This is a genomic window from Micromonospora sp. NPDC005298, from assembly GCF_040607375.1.
Lineage (GTDB): Bacteria > Actinomycetota > Actinomycetes > Mycobacteriales > Micromonosporaceae > Micromonospora.
In genome coordinates this window covers 675883-694977 of record NZ_JBEXGP010000001.1, presented here as the reverse complement: position 1 = coordinate 694977, position 19095 = coordinate 675883, and the positions used below count along the sequence as shown (strand labels likewise).

Sequence of the window (19095 nt, the reverse complement as noted above, 5' to 3'; positions counted from 1 at the left end):
CGTCAGCGGAGGCAGGGCTAACGTGAGGGGCGTGGCGCTCTCTCTGGCGATCTCGCCCTGCCCCAATGACACGTTCGTCTTCCACGCGCTCGTGCACGGCCGGGTGCCGGGTGCGCCGCCGGTCGACGTGACGTACGCCGACGTGGACGTCACCAACACGGCCGCCGAGCGGGGTGCCTTCGACCTGGTGAAGGTGAGCTTCGCGGCCCTGCCGTGGCTGCTCGACGACTACCACCTGCTGCCCTGCGGCGGCGCGCTCGGGCGCGGCTGTGGGCCGCTGGTGCTCACCAGGGGCGACCGCACCGACCTGACCGGCGCCACGGTGGCGGTGCCGGGCGACCGGACCACCGCGTACCTGCTGTTCCGGCTCTGGTCTGCCGGGCAGCCGCCGGCGCGCATCGAGGTGGTTCCGTTCCACGAGATCATGCCGGGCGTCGCCGCCGGCCGCTACGACGCGGGGCTGGTCATCCACGAGGCCCGGTTCACCTACCACCGGCACGGGCTGACCGCGCTTGTCGACCTCGGCGAATGGTGGGAGGCCGACACCGGCCTCCCCATCCCCCTCGGCGCCATCCTGGCCCGGCGCGGCGCGGTCGACCCGGAGGCCGCCGCCGGCTGGATCCGCGAGTCGGTCCGGCAGGCCTGGGCGGACCCGGCGGCCAGCCGGGAGTACGTGCTCGCGCACGCCCAGGAGATGGAACTCGACGTGGTGGACCGGCACATCGGCCTCTACGTCAACGAGTTCACCGCCGACCTGGGCGAAGCCGGCTTCGCCGCGGTGACGGCGCTCCTCGACCGCGCCGCCACCGCCGGGCTGGTGCCTCAGACCTCCAGCTCGCGCGCGACCGCGTGGACCAGCTGAGCGATCTTCTGCGCGGCCTTCCGGTCCGGATACCGTCCACGGCGCAGGTCCGGCTGGACCTTCGCCTCCAGCACCTTGATCATGTCTTCGACGAGACCGTGCAGCTCCTCGGCCGGGCGGCGCCGCAGCTCCGCCATCGACGGCGGCGCGTCCAACAGCTTGACGCCCATGGCCTGCGCGCCCCGGCGGCTGTCCACCACGCTGAAGTCGACCCGTTGACCACCCTTGAGGTCGGTGACGCCCGCCGGCAACGCGCCCTTCGGCAGGAACACGTCACCGCCCTCGTCACTGGTGACGAAGCCGTATCCCTTGGCCGTGTCGTACCACTTCACTCGACCCGTAGGCACCTGAAAACCCCTGCTTCACTTGAGCCGCTACTGCTCCAAGGCTAGCTGGATCATGCCGTCGAGTGCCCGCGAGAATCCGGTGAGATCGTCCAGAACCACTTCCGCGCCCGCCGCGCGCAACTCGTCCGGGGAGCACGGGCCGGTCGCCACGCCGATTCCGGGCACCCCGGCGGCCCCGGCCGCCACCATGTCCGCCACGTGGTCACCGACGTAGTGGGTCGCGCCGTGCTCCCGCAGGGCTGTCGCCTTCTGCTCGGCGAACAGGTCACCGGCCAGCTCGTCCACCGTGAAACCGAGATGCTCCAGGTGCAGCCGGGCCAGCCGGCCCATCTTGGCCGTGACGACCAGCACACGACCGCCCCGCGCGCGGATCGCGTCGATGGCCTCCCGCGCGCCCGGCATCGGAACCGTCGGGGTGATCGCGTACGCCGGGTACAGCTCGCGGTACGCGTGCACCGCCGACTCGACCTGCTCCGGCGGGAACCAGTACGCGAGTTCGGTGCGCAGCGGCGGACCGAGCCGGGACACGACCAGGTCGGCGTCCACCGGAACGCCCGTCCTCGCGGTCAACGCCCGGAAGGCCGCGGCGATGCCGGGGCGGGAATCCACCAGGGTCATGTCGAGATCGAATCCGACGGTCAGCGCAGACATGTCGAGAAACGTACCCGCAGACTCCCGTTCGAGCGGACGTCCGAGGGGCGCGACGGGCGGGTGCCGGGCTAGCGTGGAAAGACGATGAGCACCTCACTCGCCGACCACCTGCGGTCGCTGCCCGACGAGTCACTGGCCGCACTCCTGCAACTGCGGCCCGACCTCGTCGTGCCCGTACCGGCCGACATCTCCGCACTGGCCATCCGGGCCCAGTCCCGGGTCTCGGTGGCCCGCGCGCTCGACGGGCTGGACCAGTTCACCCTCCAGATCCTCGACGCCGCCCGCCTCACCCGGAGCCCCGACGACGGCACCACGGCCACCGACGCGGTGCTCGCCCTGGCGACCACCGGACCACACCCGCCGGCACCGACGGCCGTCCGGGCCGCCGTGGGCAGGCTGCGGGCGCTCTTCCTGCTGTACGGCCCGGAGCACGCCCTGCACGTGGCAGGTGCCGTCGACGAGGTGGCCCCGTACCCCGCCGGGCTCGGCCGACCCGCCGCGGACCTGGACCCGCGCACGGCGGCGCTCTGCGCGGACGCGGCGAAACTGCGTCGGACGCTGCTCGCCGCGCCGCCCTCGGCCCGGGCGATCCTGGACCGGCTGGCGGCCGGCCCCCCGGTGGGCAGCGTGCCCCCGGGAGCGTTGCAGGCGCCACCCGTCGGCGCGGAGGACCCGATGCTCTCCGACCCGACGAACGGCGGCGCCCCGGCCGGCTCCCCGGTGCGCTGGCTGGTCGACAACCGGTTGCTCGTGCCCATCTCGGCCGGCTCGTCGACGGCGGGCGGCACCGTCGAACTGCCGCGCGAGGTCGGCCTGCTGTTGCGCCGCGACAGCGGTCCGCTCGGTCCACTGCGCACCAGCCCACCGCAGGTGGCCGCCACGCCCCGCGAGGCGAAGGCCGTCGACTCGGCCGGCGCCGGGCAGACCATGGAGGTGGTCCGGCACACCGAGGGGCTGCTGGAGCAGCTCGCCGCCGAACCCGCGCCGGTGCTGCGCTCCGGCGGCATCGGGGTACGCGACCTGCGGCGGTTGGCACGTACCGCTGGGCTGGACGAGCCGACGACCGCGCTGCTGCTGGAGGTCGCGTACGCGGCGGGGCTCGCCGGTGAGCTGGACATGTCGGGTACGGCCACCGGCCGGTACGGGGTGGACCAGCAGGTGATGCCCACCGGCGGGTACGAGGTGTGGCGTGCCGCGTCGCTGGCGCAGCGCTGGGAGCATCTGGCCCGTGCCTGGCTCACGATGACCCGGCAGGTGGGGCTGGTCGGCCGCCGTGACGACCGGGACCGGCCGATCACCGCGCTCTCCGCAGAGGCCGAACGGGCCGGCGCGCCAGCCACCCGGCGGGCGGTCCTCGGTGTGCTCGCCGACCTGGAGCCGGCGACCGCGCCCACCCCCGAGGAGGTGCAGGACCTGCTGGACTGGCGGGCGCCGCGCCGCAGCCGGGGTCGGGAGGCCGGGCACCGGGAGGTGCTGGCCGAGGCGGCGCAGCTCGGCGTCACCGGGCTAGGGGCGCTCACCTCGTACGGGCGGCTGCTGCTGGGCGACCTGTCGTCGGCCGACGAGCGGGGCGCGGACGACCCGCTGGGCGTGCACGCGGACGTCGAGAGCGGCGACCCGTCGGACGCCGCCCGAGCGTTGGACGCGTTGCTGCCCGCGCCGGTCGACCACTTCCTGGTGCAGGCCGACCTGACGGTTGTGGTGCCCGGCCCACCCGAACCAGCGTTGGCCGCCGAGTTGGAGGCGATGACCGAGCTCGAGTCGGCCGGCGGGGCCAGCGTGCACCGGGTCACCACGGCGAGCGTGCGGCGGGCGTTGGATTCCGGCTACTCGGCCGGTGACCTGCACGAGGTGTTCCGGCGACGGTCCCGTACGCCGGTGCCGCAGGGCCTGACCTACCTGGTGGACGACGTGGCCCGCAAGCACGGCGGCCTGCGCGTCGGTCTGGCCGGGGCGTACCTGCGCAGTGACGACGAGGCGCTGCTCAGCGAGGTGCTGGCCGACCGGCGGCTGGAGCCGCTGACGCTGCGCCGGCTCGCGCCGACGGTGCTGTGCACCCCGTACCAGGTGGGTCGGCTGTTGGGGGCCCTGCGGGACGCCGGGTACGCGCCGGTGCAGGAGGACGCCACCGGCGGCACCGTGCTGTCCCGGCCCCGGATCCGGCGGGCACCGGCCCGGGTCCCGATGACCACCCGGACGCTGGACCCGCTCGCCGCCCCGAAGCTGCCCATGCCGCGCCTGCTCGGCGTTGTGGAGCACATCCGGCGGGGCGACGCGGCGGCGCGGGCGGCCCGGCGGGCACCGGCGGTGGTGCGGGGCGGCGCGGCGGGGCTGGGCGGCGGTCCGGTGCCGGCGCACACGCACACCGAGGCCCTCGCGGTGCTCCAGCAGGCGGTCCGCGACAAGGCGCTGGTCTGGGTGGGGTACGTCGACGCGCACGGGGCGACCGCGTCCCGGCTGGTCAAGCCGGTCTCGATCGGCGCCGGGTATCTGCGTGCCGAGGACGAGCGGACCGAGATGCTGCACACGTTCGCGCTGCACCGGATCACCGCGGCGGTGCTCGCGGACTGACCGGGCGTGCCGCCGCTGGCCTGGTCGGTCAGCGGCGGCTGCGGCGTACGGTGCCGATGACCGAGATGACGAGCAGCAGCGCGAAGCCGGCGCCGGCCGCCTCCCCGACCGAGTCGACGAAGCCCTGCTGGAGCACCAGCCACCCGAAGAGGAACCAGCCGAAGAGCAGCGTCGCCGCGACGGCGTACGCGATGACGGTCGCTCGGGACACCTCGTCGGGCGGTGCCTGCTCGTACTGCGCGATCACTTCACGGTCGACCGTCATGCCCAGCCTCCCCGCCCGGTCCGGCCCTGGACTCCCAGGGTGACACTCCTGGGACCGGTGTGACAGGGGATAAACCCCGGAACCGGCGCGTGTCGCTCAGGTGCCGGGGCGGCGGCCGACCAGCACGACGCGGGTGCCGACCTTGCCCAGCTCCCACATCCGGACGGCGTCGGCGTGCAGCAGGTTGACGCAGCCGTGTGAGCCGATCGACTTGTCGTGCAGGTAGGTGGTGGTCTCGTGAAAGCCCATGCCCTGGGTGAAGTGCTGCCAGTAGGGCAGCCACACCTCGTACGGGTCGGACCACTCCTTCGGGTTGCGGAAGTTGACGGTGTACGTGCCGGCGGGGGTGCGGTAGCCGGACATTCCGGTACGGGTCACCGTCGGCGCCATGATCACCTTGCCGCCGCGCATCGCCCAGACGGTCTGCCGGGTCAGGTCGACGCAGAACGTGGTGCCGGTGCCGGCCTTGCAGCTGGCGGGGTTGGTGGTGGCGAGGCGCTGGGCCACGTCGTAGGTGGTGGGTCCCGCGCGACCCTCGACGGGGCGGATGCCGTACCTCTTCTGGAACTTCTTGATGGCGGCGCAGTCGGCGGCGGACTGCCGGCCGTCCACGGTCACGGCCCCGAAGCCGCCGAGGCGGGCCAGGTAGGTCTCGACGGCGCGCTGGTGTTGGCCCTGTGGGCAGCCGGCGACTGTCGACGTACTCGGGGCGGCTGTCGGAGTGGGGGCCCTGCCTGTCGGTTTCGGGGTGGGCTTCCGGGTGGGTTTCGGGGTGGGTGCGGTCGGCGTGGGCCGGCCGCGCTGGTCCGGCCCGGACGTGCCGCTCGCCCCCGTTACCTGTTCCGCGGCACCGGCCGGGGCGGCTCCCCCGCCACCACTCCCGCCGGACTGCGGATCGAACGCGCACGCGCCGGCACCGACCAGCACGACCACCAGCAGGGCAACCAGCCGGAAAGTGCTCTGGACACGCCTCATGGCACCTCCCCTGACAGTTGTCCCTTTGCTAGACGTTCGTAGGTGCCGTCACGGTTGCACCTGGTGAGCATCTTTCTTTCGTCATCCCGCACCGTGCAACACTGGATGGTCGGCCAACCGAGGAGAGGACACTGGCGTGAGCGGTGGACCACTGATCGTGCAGTCGGACAAGACCCTGCTGCTGGAGATCGACCACCCCGACGCGCAGGCCTGCCGGATGGCCATCGCGCCGTTCGCCGAGTTGGAGCGCTCGCCGGAGCACGTGCACACGTACCGGTTGACCCCGCTGGGTCTGTGGAACGCCCGCGCGGCGGGGCACGACGCCGAGGGTGTCGTCGATTCGCTGCTCAAGTACTCCCGCTACCCGGTGCCGCACGCCCTGCTGGTGGACGTGGCCGAGACGATGGACCGGTACGGCCGGCTCCAGCTCGCCAACGACCCGGCGTACGGGCTGGTGCTACGCGCACTGGACCGGCTGGTGCTGATCGAGGTGGCCAAGAGCAAGAAGCTCGCCGGGATGCTCGGCGACAAGATCGACGACGACACCATCCGGGTGCACCCGTCCGAGCGTGGCCGGCTCAAGCAGGCGCTGCTCAAGCTGGGTTGGCCGGCGGAGGACCTGGCCGGTTACGTCGACGGTGAGGCGCACCAGATCGACCTGGCCGAGGCCGGTAAGGACGGGCGCAAGCCGTGGACGCTGCGGTCGTACCAGCGGGAGGCCGTGGAGGCGTTCTGGGCCGGCGGGTCGGGTGTGGTGGTGCTGCCCTGCGGCGCCGGCAAGACCCTGGTCGGCGCGGCGGCGATGGCCGAGGCGAAGGCGACCACGCTGATCCTGGTGACCAACACGGTGGCCGGCCGGCAGTGGAAGCGGGAGCTGATCGCCCGTACGTCGTTGACCGAGGAGGAGATCGGCGAGTACTCGGGCGAGCGCAAGGAGATCCGCCCGGTCACCATCGCCACGTACCAGGTGCTCACCTCGCGGCGCGGCGGCGCGTTCACCCACCTGGACCTGTTCGGGGCCCGCGACTGGGGCCTGGTCGTCTACGACGAGGTGCACCTGCTGCCCGCGCCGATCTTCCGGTTCACCGCGGACCTCCAGGCCCGCCGCCGGCTGGGCCTGACGGCGACTCTGGTACGCGAGGACGGCCGCGAGGGCGACGTGTTCAGCCTGATCGGCCCGAAGCGGTACGACGCGCCGTGGAAGGACATCGAGTCGCAGGGCTGGATCGCCCCGGCCGAGTGCACCGAGGTCCGGGTGACCCTGACCGACGCCGAGCGCATGTCGTACGCGACGGCGGAGGCCGAGGAGCGGTACCGGATGGCGGCGACCGCCCGCACCAAACTGCCGGTGGTGAAGGCGCTCGTCGACAGGCATCCAAAGGATCAGGTGCTGGTCATCGGCGCGTACATCGACCAGTTGCACCAGCTCGGCGAATACCTCGACGCGCCGATCATCCAGGGCTCGACGACGAACAAGGAGCGGGAGCGGCTGTTCGACGCGTTCCGCTCCGGTGAGCTGCGCACCCTGGTGATCTCGAAGGTCGGCAACTTCTCCATCGACCTGCCCGAGGCGGCGGTGGCGATCCAGGTGTCGGGGACGTTCGGGTCACGCCAGGAGGAGGCGCAGCGCCTCGGCCGGGTGCTCCGGCCGAAGGCCGACGGGCGGCAGGCGCACTTCTACACGGTGGTGTCCCGGGACACGATCGACACCGAGTACGCGGCCCACCGGCAGCGCTTCCTGGCCGAGCAGGGGTACGCGTACACGATCGTCGACGCGGACGACGTCCTCGGCCCGAAGCTCCCGACCGTCGATTGATCCTGGGTTGTCCCGGGGCAGCGCGACCGGGACCGGACTGCGCGACGACGACCTCGGCCCCCGGCGACCCGGTCAGCTCTGACCGCTGACGGTCACGGGGAGAAGCGCTGCACCAGGACCGCGAGCCGCCGGTCGTGGTCGGCGCGGCGGAGCCGGCCGCTGCGCATCAGGGTGACGAGCCCGTGCAGGCCGGCCCAGAAGGTCTCGGTGACCGTCTCCAGATCGTCGCCGGCGGCGACCGGGCGCACCGTCTCGGACAGTTCGGCGAAGCCACGGGCCAGGTCGGTCGGCACGTCCTGGCTGGCGAACGGCAGGTCGACGGCGAGGGTGAACATCGCGTCGTAGATGGCGGGCCGTTCCTGGGCGAACGCGACGTACGCGGCCGCCACGTCGGCGACCGCCTGGCGGGGGTCGGCGGCGGAGGCCCGGGCCGAGACCAGTGCGGTCGCCAGCTCGGCGAAGCCCTCGACGGCGACTGCCGCCATGATGGCGTCCTTGCCCTTGAAGTGGCTGTAGAGGACGGGCTGGCTGTACTCGATCTCGGCGGCGAGCCGCCGGGTGGTCACCGCTTCCCAACCTTCGGTCAGGGCCAGGTCGCGTGCTGCGGCGACGATCGCGCGTTCGCGGTCCGCCCGCGCGCGCTCCCGGCGCGACTGAGTCGACATGACAGAAATCCTAGCACCGCTAGCGTTCCTGCCGATGCTCTGCTAGCGTCGCTTTTAAATCTAGCAACGCTAGGAATTGGAGCGGATCATGCTGGCACCCCTCGCCTACGGGCTCGCAGTCGTACTCAGTATCTTCGTCGCCTTCATCGGCGCGCGGTTCCTGCTGGTGCCGCAGGCCGCGGCCGCCGGGTACGGCGTGCCGGCCCGGCCGGGCGGCGACACCGCCTACCTGACGGTCAAAGGGCTCAAGGACCTCACCTTCGGGCTCCTCGGCCTCGCCCTGATCGCCTTCACCACTGCCGACGCGGTCGCGTGGTTCATGCTGGTCGTCGCGCTCGTCCCGCTGGGCGACACCCTCATCGTGCTGCGCAACGGCGGAACGAAGGCCGTCGCCTTCGGCATCCACTTCGCCACGGCCCTCGTGGTCCTCCTGAACGCCGCCCTGCTCTTCGCCCTGTAACCGGGCCCGCCCCGCCGGCCCCTCCCGAGGGAGGGAGGGAGGGGGTCAGGGGGTGGGGGGTGGGCAGCGGTCGGGGAGGGTCACCTCGCCGGGGCGGTGGTCGAAGGTGTCCATCGTGAACCACTCGTCGAGCTCCGGGTCGAAGAGGTTCTGCAGGCCGAACTGCAACACCTGCCACCATCTGCTCGGGTCGCGCTGGTCGACGTAGATGTCGCCGAGCGCCAGCGGGAACCGGAAGAACTCACCCGGCACGGCCGATCCGCCGACCACGCCCACCCGCCAGTGGTCGACGTGCCGGTCCTTCTCCCCCTGCAGGATCTCCGGCCCGACGAACCGGGACGTCTTCAGCCTGTCGTTGAAGATCTGTCGGTTGAAGAATCCCGGCACCTTGCTGCGCCGAGGTCCCGCACGACGTACCGGCCGGTGCCCTGGAAGTCGGCGGGGAGCAGCGGCGGGCGTGGCTCCCGCGGGTCGGGGACCGTGGGGCCGTCGGCCCGAGCCGCGCGGGGCACTGGCGCCGCCGCCGGACCGGGCGCGACGACGCCGAGGGCGAACAGTCCACCGGCGACCGCCGAGACCAGTGTCCGACGTGTACGCCTCGACGCCATGTGCCCTCCGCCGGTGACCGTGCCGAATGCCTCCGGCGAAGCGTAGGAGCAGGCGAAACGTGAGGATCGACGGAATGACCGGGCTCCACCGGACGGGTGAAACGGACGGGGCCGGCGGGTCGCCGCAGAAGCGACCCGCCGGCCCCGAACCTGGGTGAGCTATCCGGCGCCGCCGGCGCGGAACGCCACCCAGGCGTCGCTCATCCGGTCGGCCTGACCGGCGGTGAACATGTTCATGCAGGAGTCCTGCGTGTAGTCCATGAAGTTGTGGATCGGGTCGAGGCCGGGCGCGGTGCACGAGTCCGCACCCACCGGGCAGTCGAACTGCGGGGCCGCCTCGCGCGGGGTGTCCGCGACGAAGTCGCCGGAGGCGGAGCAGCCGTGCGCGAAGGTGTGCTCCAGCATCAGCCAGTGCCCGACCTCGTGCGTCAGCGTGTCGCCCAGGGCGTACTTGCCGGCCGTGCCGCCCGGCATCGACTCGTCGAGCATCACCACACCGTCGATGTAGTCGCGCCCGTTGTTGTAGCCCTTCGGGAAGTACGCCCAGCCGAGCAGCCCGCCGCCGATGTTCGCCGCGTACACGTTCAGGGTTTCCGAGTCCCCCGTGTACAGCGCCTTCTTCATGTCCCGCTCGTTCTTGCCCGGCTCGACCGTGTACCAGGCGCTGTTGACCGTCCACGTCGTGTCGACGAGCGAGAACCGGAACGGGGTGTTGGAGGCGTCCGCCGCCGTGCGGCCCGCGAACGAGTCGTTGAGCACGGTCATCTGCGCGGCGATCAGGTTGTTCCACCTGGCCGTCTCGGCGGCGCTGAGCGGATGGTCGGAGACCATGTGGAAGACCGTCGGGATGGTGACGCTGCCGTTGGGTAGGCGCGGCACATCCTTGATCACGCCGTAGGCCTTGGCTTCGTTCTTGGAGTACAGCTCCGGCTCCTGAGCCGTCGCGCTCGCGGTGACCCGGGCGGCGCTCTGCTCGTCGGCGCAGGCTGCGACACCCGGGGAGGCGGTCACGGGGGCGGCTGTGGCCAGCGCCCCGGACGAGCCGCCGGACGCCAGGAACGTGGCGGCGGTGGCGGTGAGGACCGCCAGTCGGAAGGTCGATCTGCTCTGCATCGGTGCACCTTTCGGTGAGGGAGCGGTGCGATGTCGAAGATGCCGTCGCTCCGGTATGAGAACACGCCGACGACATCCACAAAAGACCCTCTGAACAGGGCATATGCCGATGTAACGGAACCGGATCGGCCGGCGCTGATTGGGGTCGCTCCGCGCGGTTGTGGACCACTAGGCTGCTGATCCGGCACGCAGTGGCGATGCCAGGACGGGGGCGGCGATGAGCGCCGAAGATCGCATCGAACGGGCCCGGAAACTCTACGAACAGGCCGTGTACAGCGGCGATGGCCACCTACTGGCCGACGCCGAACGGGACCTGGACGCGGTGGAGGCCGACGCCGCGCTGGCTCGCGGGCGGATCCTGCACGCGCGGTATCTCAACGAACGCGCCCGGGGCGGCACGTCGCCCGTCGAGGACCCGGCGGAACTGCCGTTGTTCGAGCGTGCGAGCGAGCTGTACCAGGCCCTCGCAGACACACGCGGCCAGGCCGAGGCGCTGTTCTGGATCGGCTGCCTGCATCAGATCATCCGGCGCGACGACGAGACCGCAGTTCCGCACCTGGAGAGGTCCCGCCACCTGGCGGCGCAGGTCGGCGACAGGTCGACCGAGGCCGAGGCACTGCGACACCTGGGCATCGCGGCGCACATGGCAGGGCGGCTGGATGAGGCGCGCGAGCGGCTGGAGGAGTCGTCACGGCTGCGCCGAGAGATCGGAGCGCTGCCGGGCGTGGCCGCCAACATGGTCGGGCTGGCCTACGTCGCCGCCGCGCAGGCCCGCCAAGCGGACGCGCTCGCGACCCTCGACGAGGCGAACGCCATCGCGCAGGCGCACGGCGCCCATGCCATCGCGCGGCAGGTCGAAGAGGCGAGAACGCGGATCTAGGTCAGAGGATTCGGGTGACCTGCTCGGCGGCGACAACCGAGTCCCGTCGCGCCGGGTCGAGGTTGGCGCTGATGACCACGGACGCACCAGCCGACAGCGGCGCGAGCAACCACTTCAACGGCTGTTCGTGCTCGGCGGCGTCGACGAGCAGTCGGTCGCTGGTGTGCAGGTCCAGCATCGCGGCGACCTCCCGGGCGAGCGCACCCCACTGGCCGTAGGTCGTGCCGTCCGCGCTGGCCGGGTCCGACGGGCGGATGGCGGTGTGGTCGGGTGTGACGTCCGAGTGGCGGAGCACCTCGGCGGACCAGTCCAGCCAGCCCAGCGGCACGTCGGCCAGGCGGCCCGGCCCGGTGCCGACGAGGTAGCGGTGCGGGGCGTCGGGCACGTCCTCCAACCAGTCGTCCTGCCGTTCGGGGGTCACGAAGACCGCGTCGAACGGCCGGTCGCCGCCGGGCTCCAGCACCGGCAGGCCCGCCGTGGCGCGGGGCCGGAACGACACCGCCAGGCCGCACGCCCAGGCCCCCAACAACACCGCCGCGGTACGCCAGTGCGGCGGCAGTAGCACCGCTACGCGGCTGCCGGGGCCGAGCCCGCAGCCGTCCCGTAGCAGGCTGGCGCTGCGCGCCGCCCAGACGCCGACCTGGTGCGCGGTCAGGTCGACACGCTCGCCGGTCGCCTCGTCGCGGTAGCTGAGCAGCGGGCTCTCAGCATCGCCGGGTCGGGTCGCCAGGTCGGCTTGAACGGTTGTCTGCATCTCCACGCTCCCCGAGTGCGACGTCGATCCACCCTACTCAACGACTTTGGTCGCTCCCGTCATCGACCGGTGCCCGTAGCGGCTGACCGGCTGGCCCACGCACGGTACGAGGTGACAGGCGAAACGCCACCGCCGAGGAGCGCCCATGCCGACCGGACCCGACCCCGCCCCCGCCACCGCTGAGCACCCGGTCGCCACCAACCGCCCGGTCGCCACCGAGCGGCTCCCGCTGCGCTGGCGGCTCCTGCCGGTGATCGCGTTGCTGCTGCTCGCGCCCTGGGCGGCGGAGTGCTCGTGGGGTGGCTTCGCCATCGACGGCTTCCTCCCGGTGGTGATCGGCCTGGCTCCCATGTACGGCGGGGCGGCGATCCTGATCCGGGAGACCGCCCGGCACCTCGGCGCGGGTTGGCCGACGATCGTGCTGCTCGCCGCCGCGTTCGGCGTACTCCAGGCTGGCCTGGTCGACCAGTCGCTGTTCAACCCGCACTACCTGGACGACACGCAGTACGCCGACACCAGGGCGGCGGCCGAGGCGACGCTGGTGCCGGGGCTGGGCTTCAGTTTTCGGCAGGCCTTCGACTACGTGGGCAACCACATCGTGCTGACGATCTGCGCGCCGATCGTGTTCGTCGAGTCCTTCCTGGGCGCGAAACGGCGGCTGCGGCCGTGGCTCGGACGACCCGGCCTGGCGGTGGTCGGCGTGCTCTACCTGCTCGGCAGCCTGCTGGTCTTCACCTCTCCCGAGGGCCGGAAGAACTTCCTGGCCAGCCCGCTGCAACTGGCCTTCGCCACGGCGGTGGTCCTCGCCCTGGTCGCGGTGGCCCTGCTGCCCCGCTGGCGTCGCCCCCACCCGCGTCGCGTCCGCCGGGTGCCGCATCCGCTCTGGGTCGGTCTGCTGGTCGTCCTCGTCCACCTCGGCACCGATCTGACACCCGGCTGGGCGGGAGTGGTCATCGCGCTGGCCCTCGCCGCCACCGTCGGGACCGTGGTTGTCCACTGGTCATCGAGCCTGACCTGGGGGCAGCGGCACGTGCTCGCCGCGGGTTCGGCGAGCGTGGTCAGCGCCGCCGCGTTCGCGTACCTCGTGCCGCCGTACTCCCCGGCGAGCCCGGCGGCGGCCCTGGCCGGCGACGTCGCGGTCACCGTCGTCACCGCGGCCCTCGTCGTCGGCGCCTGGCGGCTGCGACGCCCTTCGCCCGCTGGTAGTGAGTTGACGCGCCCGAGCACTGACAACGACACCTGACCCGGCACCGCGCGCCGCCAGGATCCGACCCGTGCCGTCCCGGCGTTCATCGTGCGACGCGGGAGTCGGGCCACGCCGATCACGCAAGGTGACGCCGAGCGCTGCCCCCAACCCACCCCCGCCCCCTTTGCTCTGCATACCTATACGCGACGCTCACGCTGTGCGAGCACGGCTGCGGCCGCCCACCATCGAGACCGGCGCGAACCCGCAGCTCAACGCGGTGGCGCCTATAGGTATGCAGAGCAAAGGGGGTGGTCGGTCCGGGTGGGGGGATCGACGCTCTCACGATCAGTGACATCGACCCGATAATGCGCCACAGCCACTCACGGTCATCTCTCAGTCGGCAGGCCAGGGCAGCACCCCGTCGGGACCGCTCCGCCGTCCTCGCCTCAGAGAGGCAACTCCGGGCCGCCGTCGAGCAGTGGGGCGAGCAGGTCGCCGTACTCCTCGACCCGGGCCAGGACCTCGACGGCGGTGAACTGGCGGACGGCGGGCCTGCGACCGCGGGCGCCGGCCTCCACCTCGTCCCAGGTCAGCGGCGTCGACACCGACGGCACCGACTGGGCGCGCAGCGAGTACGGCGCCACTGTGGTCTTCGCCGCGTTGTTCTGGCTCCAGTCGATGAAGACCTTGCCGGGGCGCAGGTTCTTCGCCATCTTCGACACGATCAGCTTCGGATGCGCCTTCTCCAACTCCTGGGCGATGCGTTTGGCGTAGTCGGAGACGACATCGGACGACTGGGCGCCGGCGATCGGGCAGCAGAGCTGCATGCCCTTCTTGCCTGACGTCTTCGGGTACGAGTCGATGCCGTCGTCGGCGAGGCGGTCGCGCATCAGCACCGCCACCGGGCAGCACTCGGCGAGCCCGGCCGGCGGTCCCGGGTCCAGGTCGACGACCATCATGTCCGGGTGCTCGCCCACCTTCCACTGTGGCGTGTGCAGCTCCAGCGCGGCCAGGTTGGCCAGCCATACCAGGGTGGGCAGGTCGTCGGCGACCACGTAGTCGATCGTCTCCCGGCCCTTCGTCGAGCCGGGCGCTGGCAGATTCTCCACGCGCACCCAGTCCGGGGTGGCGGCCGGCGTGTTCTTCTCGAAGAACGACTTGTCGTCCACCCCGTTGGGGAAGCGGATCCGGGTCACCGGCCGGCCCCGCAGGTGCGGCAGCAGCACCGGCGAGACACGGGTGTAATAGTCGATCACCTCGCCCTTGGTGAACCCGGACGCGGGATAGAGCACCTTGTCCAGGTTGGAAAGCTCCAGGGCGCGGCCCTCGACGTCCACCCGTAGCCGCTCAGCCGGCATCGTCGACCTCCTCCGGCGGCTTGTCCGGGCGCAACCGCAGCACCCGGGGGAAACGCAGCCGGCCGTCCGGGGTGCGCTGGCCGTACTTCACCTCCACCACCACCCTCGGTTCTACCCAGATGGCACCCCGGGCATCCTCGCGCGGCACACCCGCCGCGAACGGCGACGCACCGGAGCGCAGCGGCTCCAGTTCGGCGAGGAGAGCGCGTTCGATCGCGGCGCCGATCCCGCCACCGACCCGCCCCCGGTAGATCAACCGGCCGTCCGGCCCGGGCACCCCGACCAGCAGGCCGCCGATCCGGCGCGCCCCCGGCCGCCAGCCGCCCACCACGAAGTCGCCGGTCACCTCCAACTTGACCTTCACCCAGTCCGGCGAACGCACCCCGGGGCGGTAGACGGTGCCGACCCGCTTCGCCATCACCCCCTCCAGCCCGTGCTCGCCGGCCGCCTCGTAGGTGGCCGGGCCGTCGGAGAAGACCGGGGAGACCGCCCACCGGGCCCCGCCGAGGGCGAGCGCGTCCAGGGCCTCACGACGGCGCTCGTACGGCCGGCCGGTCAGGTCCTCGCCGTTCCACCGCAGCAGGTCGAAGATCATGTACGTCACCGGCATGACCGCCGCCAACCGGGCCGCCCGGTTCCGGTCCCGGACGTGCATCCGCTCGGCGAGGGCCGTGAACGACGGCTGCCCACCCTCACCGAGCAGCACGACCTCCCCGTCGAACAGCGCGTCGTCGACCTGCTCGTGCAACGTGGCCAGCTCCGGGTACGCGGCGGTGATCTCCGCGCCGGAGCGGGCATACATGCGTTGAGCACCGTCGGCGATGTCGGCGAGGGCGCGGATGCCGTCCCATTTGAACTCGTACACCCAGCCGTCACCCGCCGGGAGCGACCCGGTCATCGCGAGCATCGGCTTGAGCGGCGCGCCGGGCACGACCCGACTGTAGTAGCAGGCCGAACACCTCGCGTCCGGTTCTTTCGGATGCGAGCATGGTCGATACCGGGGAAGGGAGCGCAGGATGCGTGCCATCTGGAAGGGAGCCGTGTCGTTCGGGCTCGTCTCGATCGGGGTGAAGTTGTACTCCGCGACCGAGGAGAAGGACATCCGGTTCCATCAGGTGCACCGCGAGGACGGCGGGCGGATCCGCTACAAGCGCACCTGCTCGGTCTGCGGCGAGGAGGTCACCTACGACGACATCGCCAAGGGCTACGACATCGGCGGCGGCGAGATGGTGATCCTCACCGACGAGGACTTCGCCGACCTGCCGCTGACCAGTTCCCGCGCGATCGACGTGCTGGAGTTCGTCCCCGCCGAGCAGGTCGACCCGATCCTCTACAACAAGGCGTACTTCCTGGAGCCGGAGGGCACGGCCACCAAGCCGTACGTGCTGCTGCGCGACGCGCTCATCGACTCGGAGCGGGTGGCAATCGTCAAGGTGGCGCTGCGCCAGCGGGAGCAGCTCGCCACGCTGCGGGTACGCGAGGGCGTCCTGCTGCTCAACACGATGCTCTGGCCGGACGAGATCCGTACCCCCGACTTCGGTTTCCTCGACGAGGACCTCAAGGTGCGTCCACCGGAACTGGCGATGGCCAGCTCGCTGATCGACTCGATGACCGGCGAGTTCGAGCCGGACGTCTTCACCGACGACTACCGGGCGGCGTTGCAGGAGGTCATCGACGCCAAGGTGGAGGGTCGGGAGGTCGTGCAGCCGGAGGAGGCCGAGGAGGCCCCGGCCGCGGCGGTCGACCTGATGGCCGCGCTGAAGGCGTCGGTCGACCGGGCCCGGGCGGCCCGTGGCGAGCAGCCCGCGCGGGGCGGCGGAGGCGGCGAGCCGACGCCCATCTCGTCGGCGCGTTCGGCGCAGAAGACGGCCGAGAAGAAGGCGACCAAGGCGCCCGCGAAGAAGGCCGCCGCGAAGAAGACGGCGGAGAAGAAGACCACCGAGCCGGCGAAGAAGACCGCGGCGAAGAAGACACCAGCGAAGAAGGCGGAACCGGCGAAGAAGACAGCCGCCCGCAAGACCGCACCCCGCAAGAGCGCCTGACCGTACGCCGCACCGGCGGTGTCCGCCGCACCGGGTACGCTCCGCCGGCCAGTGGCCACCGGAGGAGCCCCCATGCCGTACACCCCTGATCTGGGTCGGTTGTTGACGCCCGGCGCCCGTTTCACCGACCAGCACGGCTCCTACGTGGTCGAGGTCCACCCGGCGGGCGACATCGTGCTGCCGACCGGCCAGGTGGTCGGGTGCGATCCGCTGGTCTGCCCCGATGCCGAGCCGTTCACCGTCGCGGTGCCGCCGGGGCGGTATTCCGCCCGCGCCTGGGTGGCCGTGGTGCTGCGGGAGGACGCCGAGGTGGACCGGCGGGTGGCCGCGTTCGAGCTGGTCGTCGCCGAGGAGCCGGCCAGCCGGTGGGAGCCGGCCGTCGCGGGCGACCAGGACGTCGCCAAGCTCGGCGCCGACGACTACTTCGGGTACGGCGTGGACGCGGGCATCGGCACCCTCGCCGACCCGACCGCTCTGGCCGCCCTGGAGGGCTGGGACGAGGAACGCGTCGAGGAGGTCTTCATCCCGGCCGAGCTGCCGTCGTCGCCGGTCCCCGGCTTGATCGCCGCCGTGCTGGACGAGGCCACCGGCGCGAACGTCGTCACCGTCACCACCGGCTGGGGTGACGGTTGCTACGGCACCTGGATCGGCCGTACCGCCGACGGGCGGGTCACCTCGTTCGTGACCGACTTCATGGTCGTCCCGGGATAACCGCCTCCGAGGGCGCCCCTGGGCGATCCGTGCCGTCCGCGGCGGGCACGGCAGGCCGCCGGGCGGGTACCGTGTGCGTCGGCTTTCCCCCCGGCACCGGGTGCCGGCCACACCTTCGCAGCAGGGAGTCGACGACGTGAGCGAGCGGACGCAGCAGAACCGGTCGGAGGGCCAGAGCCCGGCGACGAAGGCGGGGCGGCGGTTGGCCGCCCAGCTGGCGGAGCAGAAGGCCGCCGAGGCGAAGCGCCGCCGCAACGCGTGGGCGGGCGGTCTCGCCGGCATCGCCGTGATGGCGCTGCTGATCGGTGGTTTCGTGTGGGTCGACAAGACGCGGGGCGACGACGACAAGTCCGCGAACCAGGCCGCCGCGACCCCCACCGCCTCCGCCCCGGCCGCGGACGACGCCCCCACCGCGCCCCCGGCTCCGCAGTTGCCGAAGGACGCCGACCCGGCGCTGGGCACCAAGCCGAAGGTGACGGCGGGCAAGGGCGAGCTGAAGAAGCTCACGGTCACCCCCGTGATCAAGGGGACCGGCCCGGCGGTGAAGCAGGGGCAGACCATCACGACCAACTACGTGGGCGTCTTCTACAAGGACGGCAAGGAGTTCGACTCGTCCTGGAAAGCCGGCCAGCCGGCCTCCTTCCCGATCGGCGTCGGTCAGGTCATCCCCGGCTGGGACCAGGGCCTGGTCGGCGTGACCGTGGGCAGCCGGGTGCAGCTCGACATTCCGGGCGAGCTGGCGTACGGCAACGACGAGGCCGCCGCCGGTGGGCGCCCGACCGGGCCGCTGCGTTTCGTGGTGGATGTGCTCGCCGCCCAGTGACCTGCCCGGATCGTCCCGCTTGTCGCCGGGACGCGATGGAGTTGTTCACATGGGGCTTCCGGCCCGTCACCCTCCGGCAGTAGGTTCGGCGTCACCCCGGGCGGCCCGCCGTCCGGGGCGACCATGCGGACCGGACGCGGAGGTGCACGTGACGGATGAGCCTGGGCGGACCGCCCGGTTGATGTGGACGCACTTCGAACCGGTGCACGCGGTCACCTACTTCCACCCGCGGGCGCGGGCCGCGTACGAGGCGGTCGGGCTGCGCGGATACTGGCGGGGTTACTTCGCCGGTCGGTCCGCTCCGCTGGGCGCCACCGAGGCGGCCCCGGTGATCTCCGCGTTCTTCACCTTCGCGCCGCCGATGGTGGCCCGGGCCCTGCCGGCGGTGTGGCGGTTGGCCACCCCGCAGGAGGCGCTGCGGGCCCGGCTGACCGGTGCGGTGCAGGCCCTCGCCGAGCTGACGTACGAGCTGCCGGAGACGCATCTGGCGGAGACCGCCGACCTGTTGGAGCGGGCCGCCGGGTCGGCGCAGACGGCCGGTCGGGTGCTCGGCGCGGTCAACGCGGCACTGCCGATCGGGGAGTACCCGCTGGCGCGGATGTGGCAGGCCGCGACCACGCTGCGCGAGCACCGGGGGGACGGGCACGTGGCGGCGCTGGTGGCCGCGGGCCTGGACCCGGTGGAGACGCTGGCGTACCGGGTCGCCGTGGACATGTCGCCGGTGAACCTGCTCGGCCGTGGCTGGTCCGAGGAGCAGTGGCAGGCCGCCCGTGAGCGGCTGGCGCGGCGGGGCTGGCTGACTCCCGACGGCACCGCCACCGACCACGGCCGTGCCGGCTTCCAGGCGGTCGAGGACGCCACTGACCGGGCTGCCGCCCACCCGTGGGAGGCCCTCGGCCCCGACGACACGGACCGGCTGCGGGAGCTGTTGGAACCGATCGCCCGGTCCTGCCACACGCTGATCCCAGAGGGCAGTCCGATCGGGCTGCCCGCGCTGCCCGGCTGACC

At 72.2% G+C, this 19095-nt stretch carries 20 protein-coding genes; 10 read left to right on the top strand and 10 right to left on the bottom strand.

All coding sequences use genetic code 11. The features are described from left to right. Nucleotides 1–31: 31 nt before the first annotated feature. Nucleotides 32–862 carry a 1,4-dihydroxy-6-naphthoate synthase gene (locus tag ABZS77_RS03390; RefSeq protein ID WP_354816377.1) on the top strand — a complete coding sequence of 277 codons (831 nt, stop codon included), beginning with the start codon at nt 32–34 and terminating at the stop codon, nt 860–862. Here the strand turns inward: ABZS77_RS03390 and ABZS77_RS03385 are convergent. Together ABZS77_RS03385 and ABZS77_RS03380 are read right to left on the bottom strand one after the other, a co-directional pair. Further along, the gene (locus ABZS77_RS03385) at nt 823–1209 is read right to left on the bottom strand and encodes a cold shock domain-containing protein (protein ID WP_030329652.1); all 387 of its coding nucleotides are present in this window, start codon (nt 1207–1209) and stop codon (nt 823–825) included. The two genes, ABZS77_RS03390 and ABZS77_RS03385, sit on opposite strands and share 40 nt — an antisense overlap. A 27-nt stretch (nt 1210–1236) precedes the next feature. Beyond that, complete coding sequence (locus ABZS77_RS03380; protein WP_354816374.1) at nt 1237–1860, bottom strand: HAD hydrolase-like protein; 624 nt, start codon at nt 1858–1860, stop codon at nt 1237–1239. An 84-nt stretch (nt 1861–1944) separates the two neighbouring features. On the opposite strand from ABZS77_RS03380, the gene ABZS77_RS03375 reads away from it, so the two are divergent. Continuing rightward, a complete protein-coding gene (locus ABZS77_RS03375) occupies nt 1945–4431 on the top strand; it encodes a helicase-associated domain-containing protein (protein ID WP_354816371.1) in 2487 nt (828 codons plus the stop codon). Between the two features lie 28 nt (nt 4432–4459). Here ABZS77_RS03375 and ABZS77_RS03370 read toward each other — a convergent pair whose 3' ends face one another. Next, nucleotides 4460–4696 (bottom strand): hypothetical protein, encoded by a 237-nt coding sequence (locus ABZS77_RS03370; RefSeq protein WP_354816368.1) that lies wholly within the window; start codon nt 4694–4696, stop codon nt 4460–4462. A gap of 96 nt (nt 4697–4792) precedes the next feature. Next, a complete protein-coding gene (locus tag ABZS77_RS03365) occupies nt 4793–5671 on the bottom strand; it encodes a L,D-transpeptidase family protein (RefSeq protein ID WP_354816365.1) in 879 nt (292 codons plus the stop codon). A 136-nt stretch (nt 5672–5807) separates the two neighbouring features. Here ABZS77_RS03365 and ABZS77_RS03360 point away from each other — a divergent pair, with 136 nt between their 5' ends. Next, nucleotides 5808–7487 carry a DNA repair helicase XPB gene (locus tag ABZS77_RS03360; RefSeq protein WP_354816362.1) on the top strand — a complete coding sequence of 560 codons (1680 nt, stop codon included), beginning with the start codon at nt 5808–5810 and terminating at the stop codon, nt 7485–7487. A gap of 92 nt (nt 7488–7579) precedes the next feature. Here ABZS77_RS03360 and ABZS77_RS03355 read toward each other — a convergent pair whose 3' ends face one another. Beyond that, complete coding sequence (locus tag ABZS77_RS03355) at nt 7580–8152, bottom strand: TetR/AcrR family transcriptional regulator (RefSeq protein ID WP_354816359.1); 573 nt, start codon at nt 8150–8152, stop codon at nt 7580–7582. A gap of 88 nt (nt 8153–8240) precedes the next feature. On the opposite strand from ABZS77_RS03355, the gene ABZS77_RS03350 reads away from it, so the two are divergent. Then, nucleotides 8241–8612 (top strand): DUF4267 domain-containing protein, encoded by a 372-nt coding sequence (locus ABZS77_RS03350; protein ID WP_354816356.1) that lies wholly within the window; start codon nt 8241–8243, stop codon nt 8610–8612. A gap of 45 nt (nt 8613–8657) precedes the next feature. On the opposite strand, the gene ABZS77_RS03345 is transcribed toward ABZS77_RS03350, so the two are convergent. Together ABZS77_RS03345 and ABZS77_RS03340 are read right to left on the bottom strand one after the other, a co-directional pair. Next, nucleotides 8658–8999, bottom strand: a complete 342-nt coding sequence (locus tag ABZS77_RS03345) for a hypothetical protein (RefSeq protein ID WP_354816353.1) — start codon at nt 8997–8999, stop codon at nt 8658–8660. Between the two features lie 380 nt (nt 9000–9379). Then, nucleotides 9380–10333, bottom strand: coding sequence for a zinc metalloprotease (locus ABZS77_RS03340; RefSeq protein WP_354816350.1), 954 nt, complete (start codon nt 10331–10333; stop codon nt 9380–9382). A gap of 217 nt (nt 10334–10550) precedes the next feature. On the opposite strand from ABZS77_RS03340, the gene ABZS77_RS03335 reads away from it, so the two are divergent. Next, nucleotides 10551–11213: a tetratricopeptide repeat protein gene (locus ABZS77_RS03335; RefSeq protein WP_354816347.1), complete on the top strand. Its 663-nt coding sequence runs from the start codon at nt 10551–10553 to the stop codon at nt 11211–11213. 1 nt (nt 11214) lies between these two features. Here the strand turns inward: ABZS77_RS03335 and ABZS77_RS03330 are convergent, their stop codons facing one another. Next, a complete protein-coding gene (locus ABZS77_RS03330; protein WP_354816344.1) occupies nt 11215–11967 on the bottom strand; it encodes a TIGR03089 family protein in 753 nt (250 codons plus the stop codon). Nucleotides 11968–12112: 145 nt separating this feature from the next. Here ABZS77_RS03330 and ABZS77_RS03325 point away from each other — a divergent pair, with 145 nt between their 5' ends. After that, complete coding sequence (locus tag ABZS77_RS03325; protein WP_354816341.1) at nt 12113–13210, top strand: hypothetical protein; 1098 nt, start codon at nt 12113–12115, stop codon at nt 13208–13210. A 389-nt stretch (nt 13211–13599) separates the two neighbouring features. On the opposite strand, the gene ligD (ABZS77_RS03320) is transcribed toward ABZS77_RS03325, so the two are convergent. Then, nucleotides 13600–14511, bottom strand: coding sequence for a non-homologous end-joining DNA ligase (gene ligD / locus ABZS77_RS03320; protein WP_354816338.1), 912 nt, complete (start codon nt 14509–14511; stop codon nt 13600–13602). Beyond that, nucleotides 14501–15442, bottom strand: coding sequence for a non-homologous end-joining DNA ligase (gene ligD / locus ABZS77_RS03315; protein WP_354816336.1), 942 nt, complete (start codon nt 15440–15442; stop codon nt 14501–14503). The genes ligD (ABZS77_RS03320) and ligD (ABZS77_RS03315) overlap by 11 nt, the downstream gene beginning before the upstream one ends. Nucleotides 15443–15527: 85 nt before the next feature. Here ligD (ABZS77_RS03315) and ABZS77_RS03310 point away from each other — a divergent pair, with 85 nt between their 5' ends. The 4 genes from ABZS77_RS03310 (at nt 15528) to ABZS77_RS03295 (ending at nt 19093) form a co-directional block, all read left to right on the top strand. Beyond that, nucleotides 15528–16553 carry a Ku protein gene (locus ABZS77_RS03310; protein WP_354816334.1) on the top strand — a complete coding sequence of 342 codons (1026 nt, stop codon included), beginning with the start codon at nt 15528–15530 and terminating at the stop codon, nt 16551–16553. 72 nt (nt 16554–16625) lie between these two features. Continuing rightward, complete coding sequence (locus tag ABZS77_RS03305; RefSeq protein ID WP_354816331.1) at nt 16626–17264, top strand: DUF4241 domain-containing protein; 639 nt, start codon at nt 16626–16628, stop codon at nt 17262–17264. A 100-nt stretch (nt 17265–17364) separates the two neighbouring features. Then, nucleotides 17365–18087, top strand: a complete 723-nt coding sequence (locus ABZS77_RS03300; protein WP_354817163.1) for an FKBP-type peptidyl-prolyl cis-trans isomerase — start codon at nt 17365–17367, stop codon at nt 18085–18087. Nucleotides 18088–18235: 148 nt separating this feature from the next. Continuing rightward, a complete protein-coding gene (locus ABZS77_RS03295; protein WP_354816328.1) occupies nt 18236–19093 on the top strand; it encodes a hypothetical protein in 858 nt (285 codons plus the stop codon). Nucleotides 19094–19095 lie beyond the last annotated feature (2 nt).

Bases quoted from the DNA above. Each gene is read 5' to 3' on its own strand.
- ABZS77_RS03330 (WP_354816344.1), bottom strand. From the start codon at position 11,967: ATGCAGACAACCGTTCAAGCCGACCTGGCGACCCGACCCGGCGATGCT.
- ABZS77_RS03365 (WP_354816365.1), bottom strand. From the start codon at position 5,671: ATGAGGCGTGTCCAGAGCACTTTCCGGCTGGTTGCCCTGCTGGTGGTC.
- ABZS77_RS03340 (WP_354816350.1), bottom strand. From the start codon at position 10,333: ATGCAGAGCAGATCGACCTTCCGACTGGCGGTCCTCACCGCCACCGCC.
- ABZS77_RS03325 (WP_354816341.1), top strand. From the start codon at position 12,113: ATGCCGACCGGACCCGACCCCGCCCCCGCCACCGCTGAGCACCCGGTC.
- ABZS77_RS03375 (WP_354816371.1), top strand. From the start codon at position 1,945: ATGAGCACCTCACTCGCCGACCACCTGCGGTCGCTGCCCGACGAGTCA.
- ABZS77_RS03350 (WP_354816356.1), top strand. From the start codon at position 8,241: ATGCTGGCACCCCTCGCCTACGGGCTCGCAGTCGTACTCAGTATCTTC.
- ligD (WP_354816338.1), bottom strand. From the start codon at position 14,511: ATGCCGGCTGAGCGGCTACGGGTGGACGTCGAGGGCCGCGCCCTGGAG.
- ABZS77_RS03335 (WP_354816347.1), top strand. From the start codon at position 10,551: ATGAGCGCCGAAGATCGCATCGAACGGGCCCGGAAACTCTACGAACAG.
- ABZS77_RS03380 (WP_354816374.1), bottom strand. From the start codon at position 1,860: ATGTCTGCGCTGACCGTCGGATTCGATCTCGACATGACCCTGGTGGAT.
- ABZS77_RS03310 (WP_354816334.1), top strand. From the start codon at position 15,528: ATGCGTGCCATCTGGAAGGGAGCCGTGTCGTTCGGGCTCGTCTCGATC.
- ABZS77_RS03305 (WP_354816331.1), top strand. From the start codon at position 16,626: ATGCCGTACACCCCTGATCTGGGTCGGTTGTTGACGCCCGGCGCCCGT.
- ABZS77_RS03370 (WP_354816368.1), bottom strand. From the start codon at position 4,696: ATGACGGTCGACCGTGAAGTGATCGCGCAGTACGAGCAGGCACCGCCC.
- ABZS77_RS03355 (WP_354816359.1), bottom strand. From the start codon at position 8,152: ATGTCGACTCAGTCGCGCCGGGAGCGCGCGCGGGCGGACCGCGAACGC.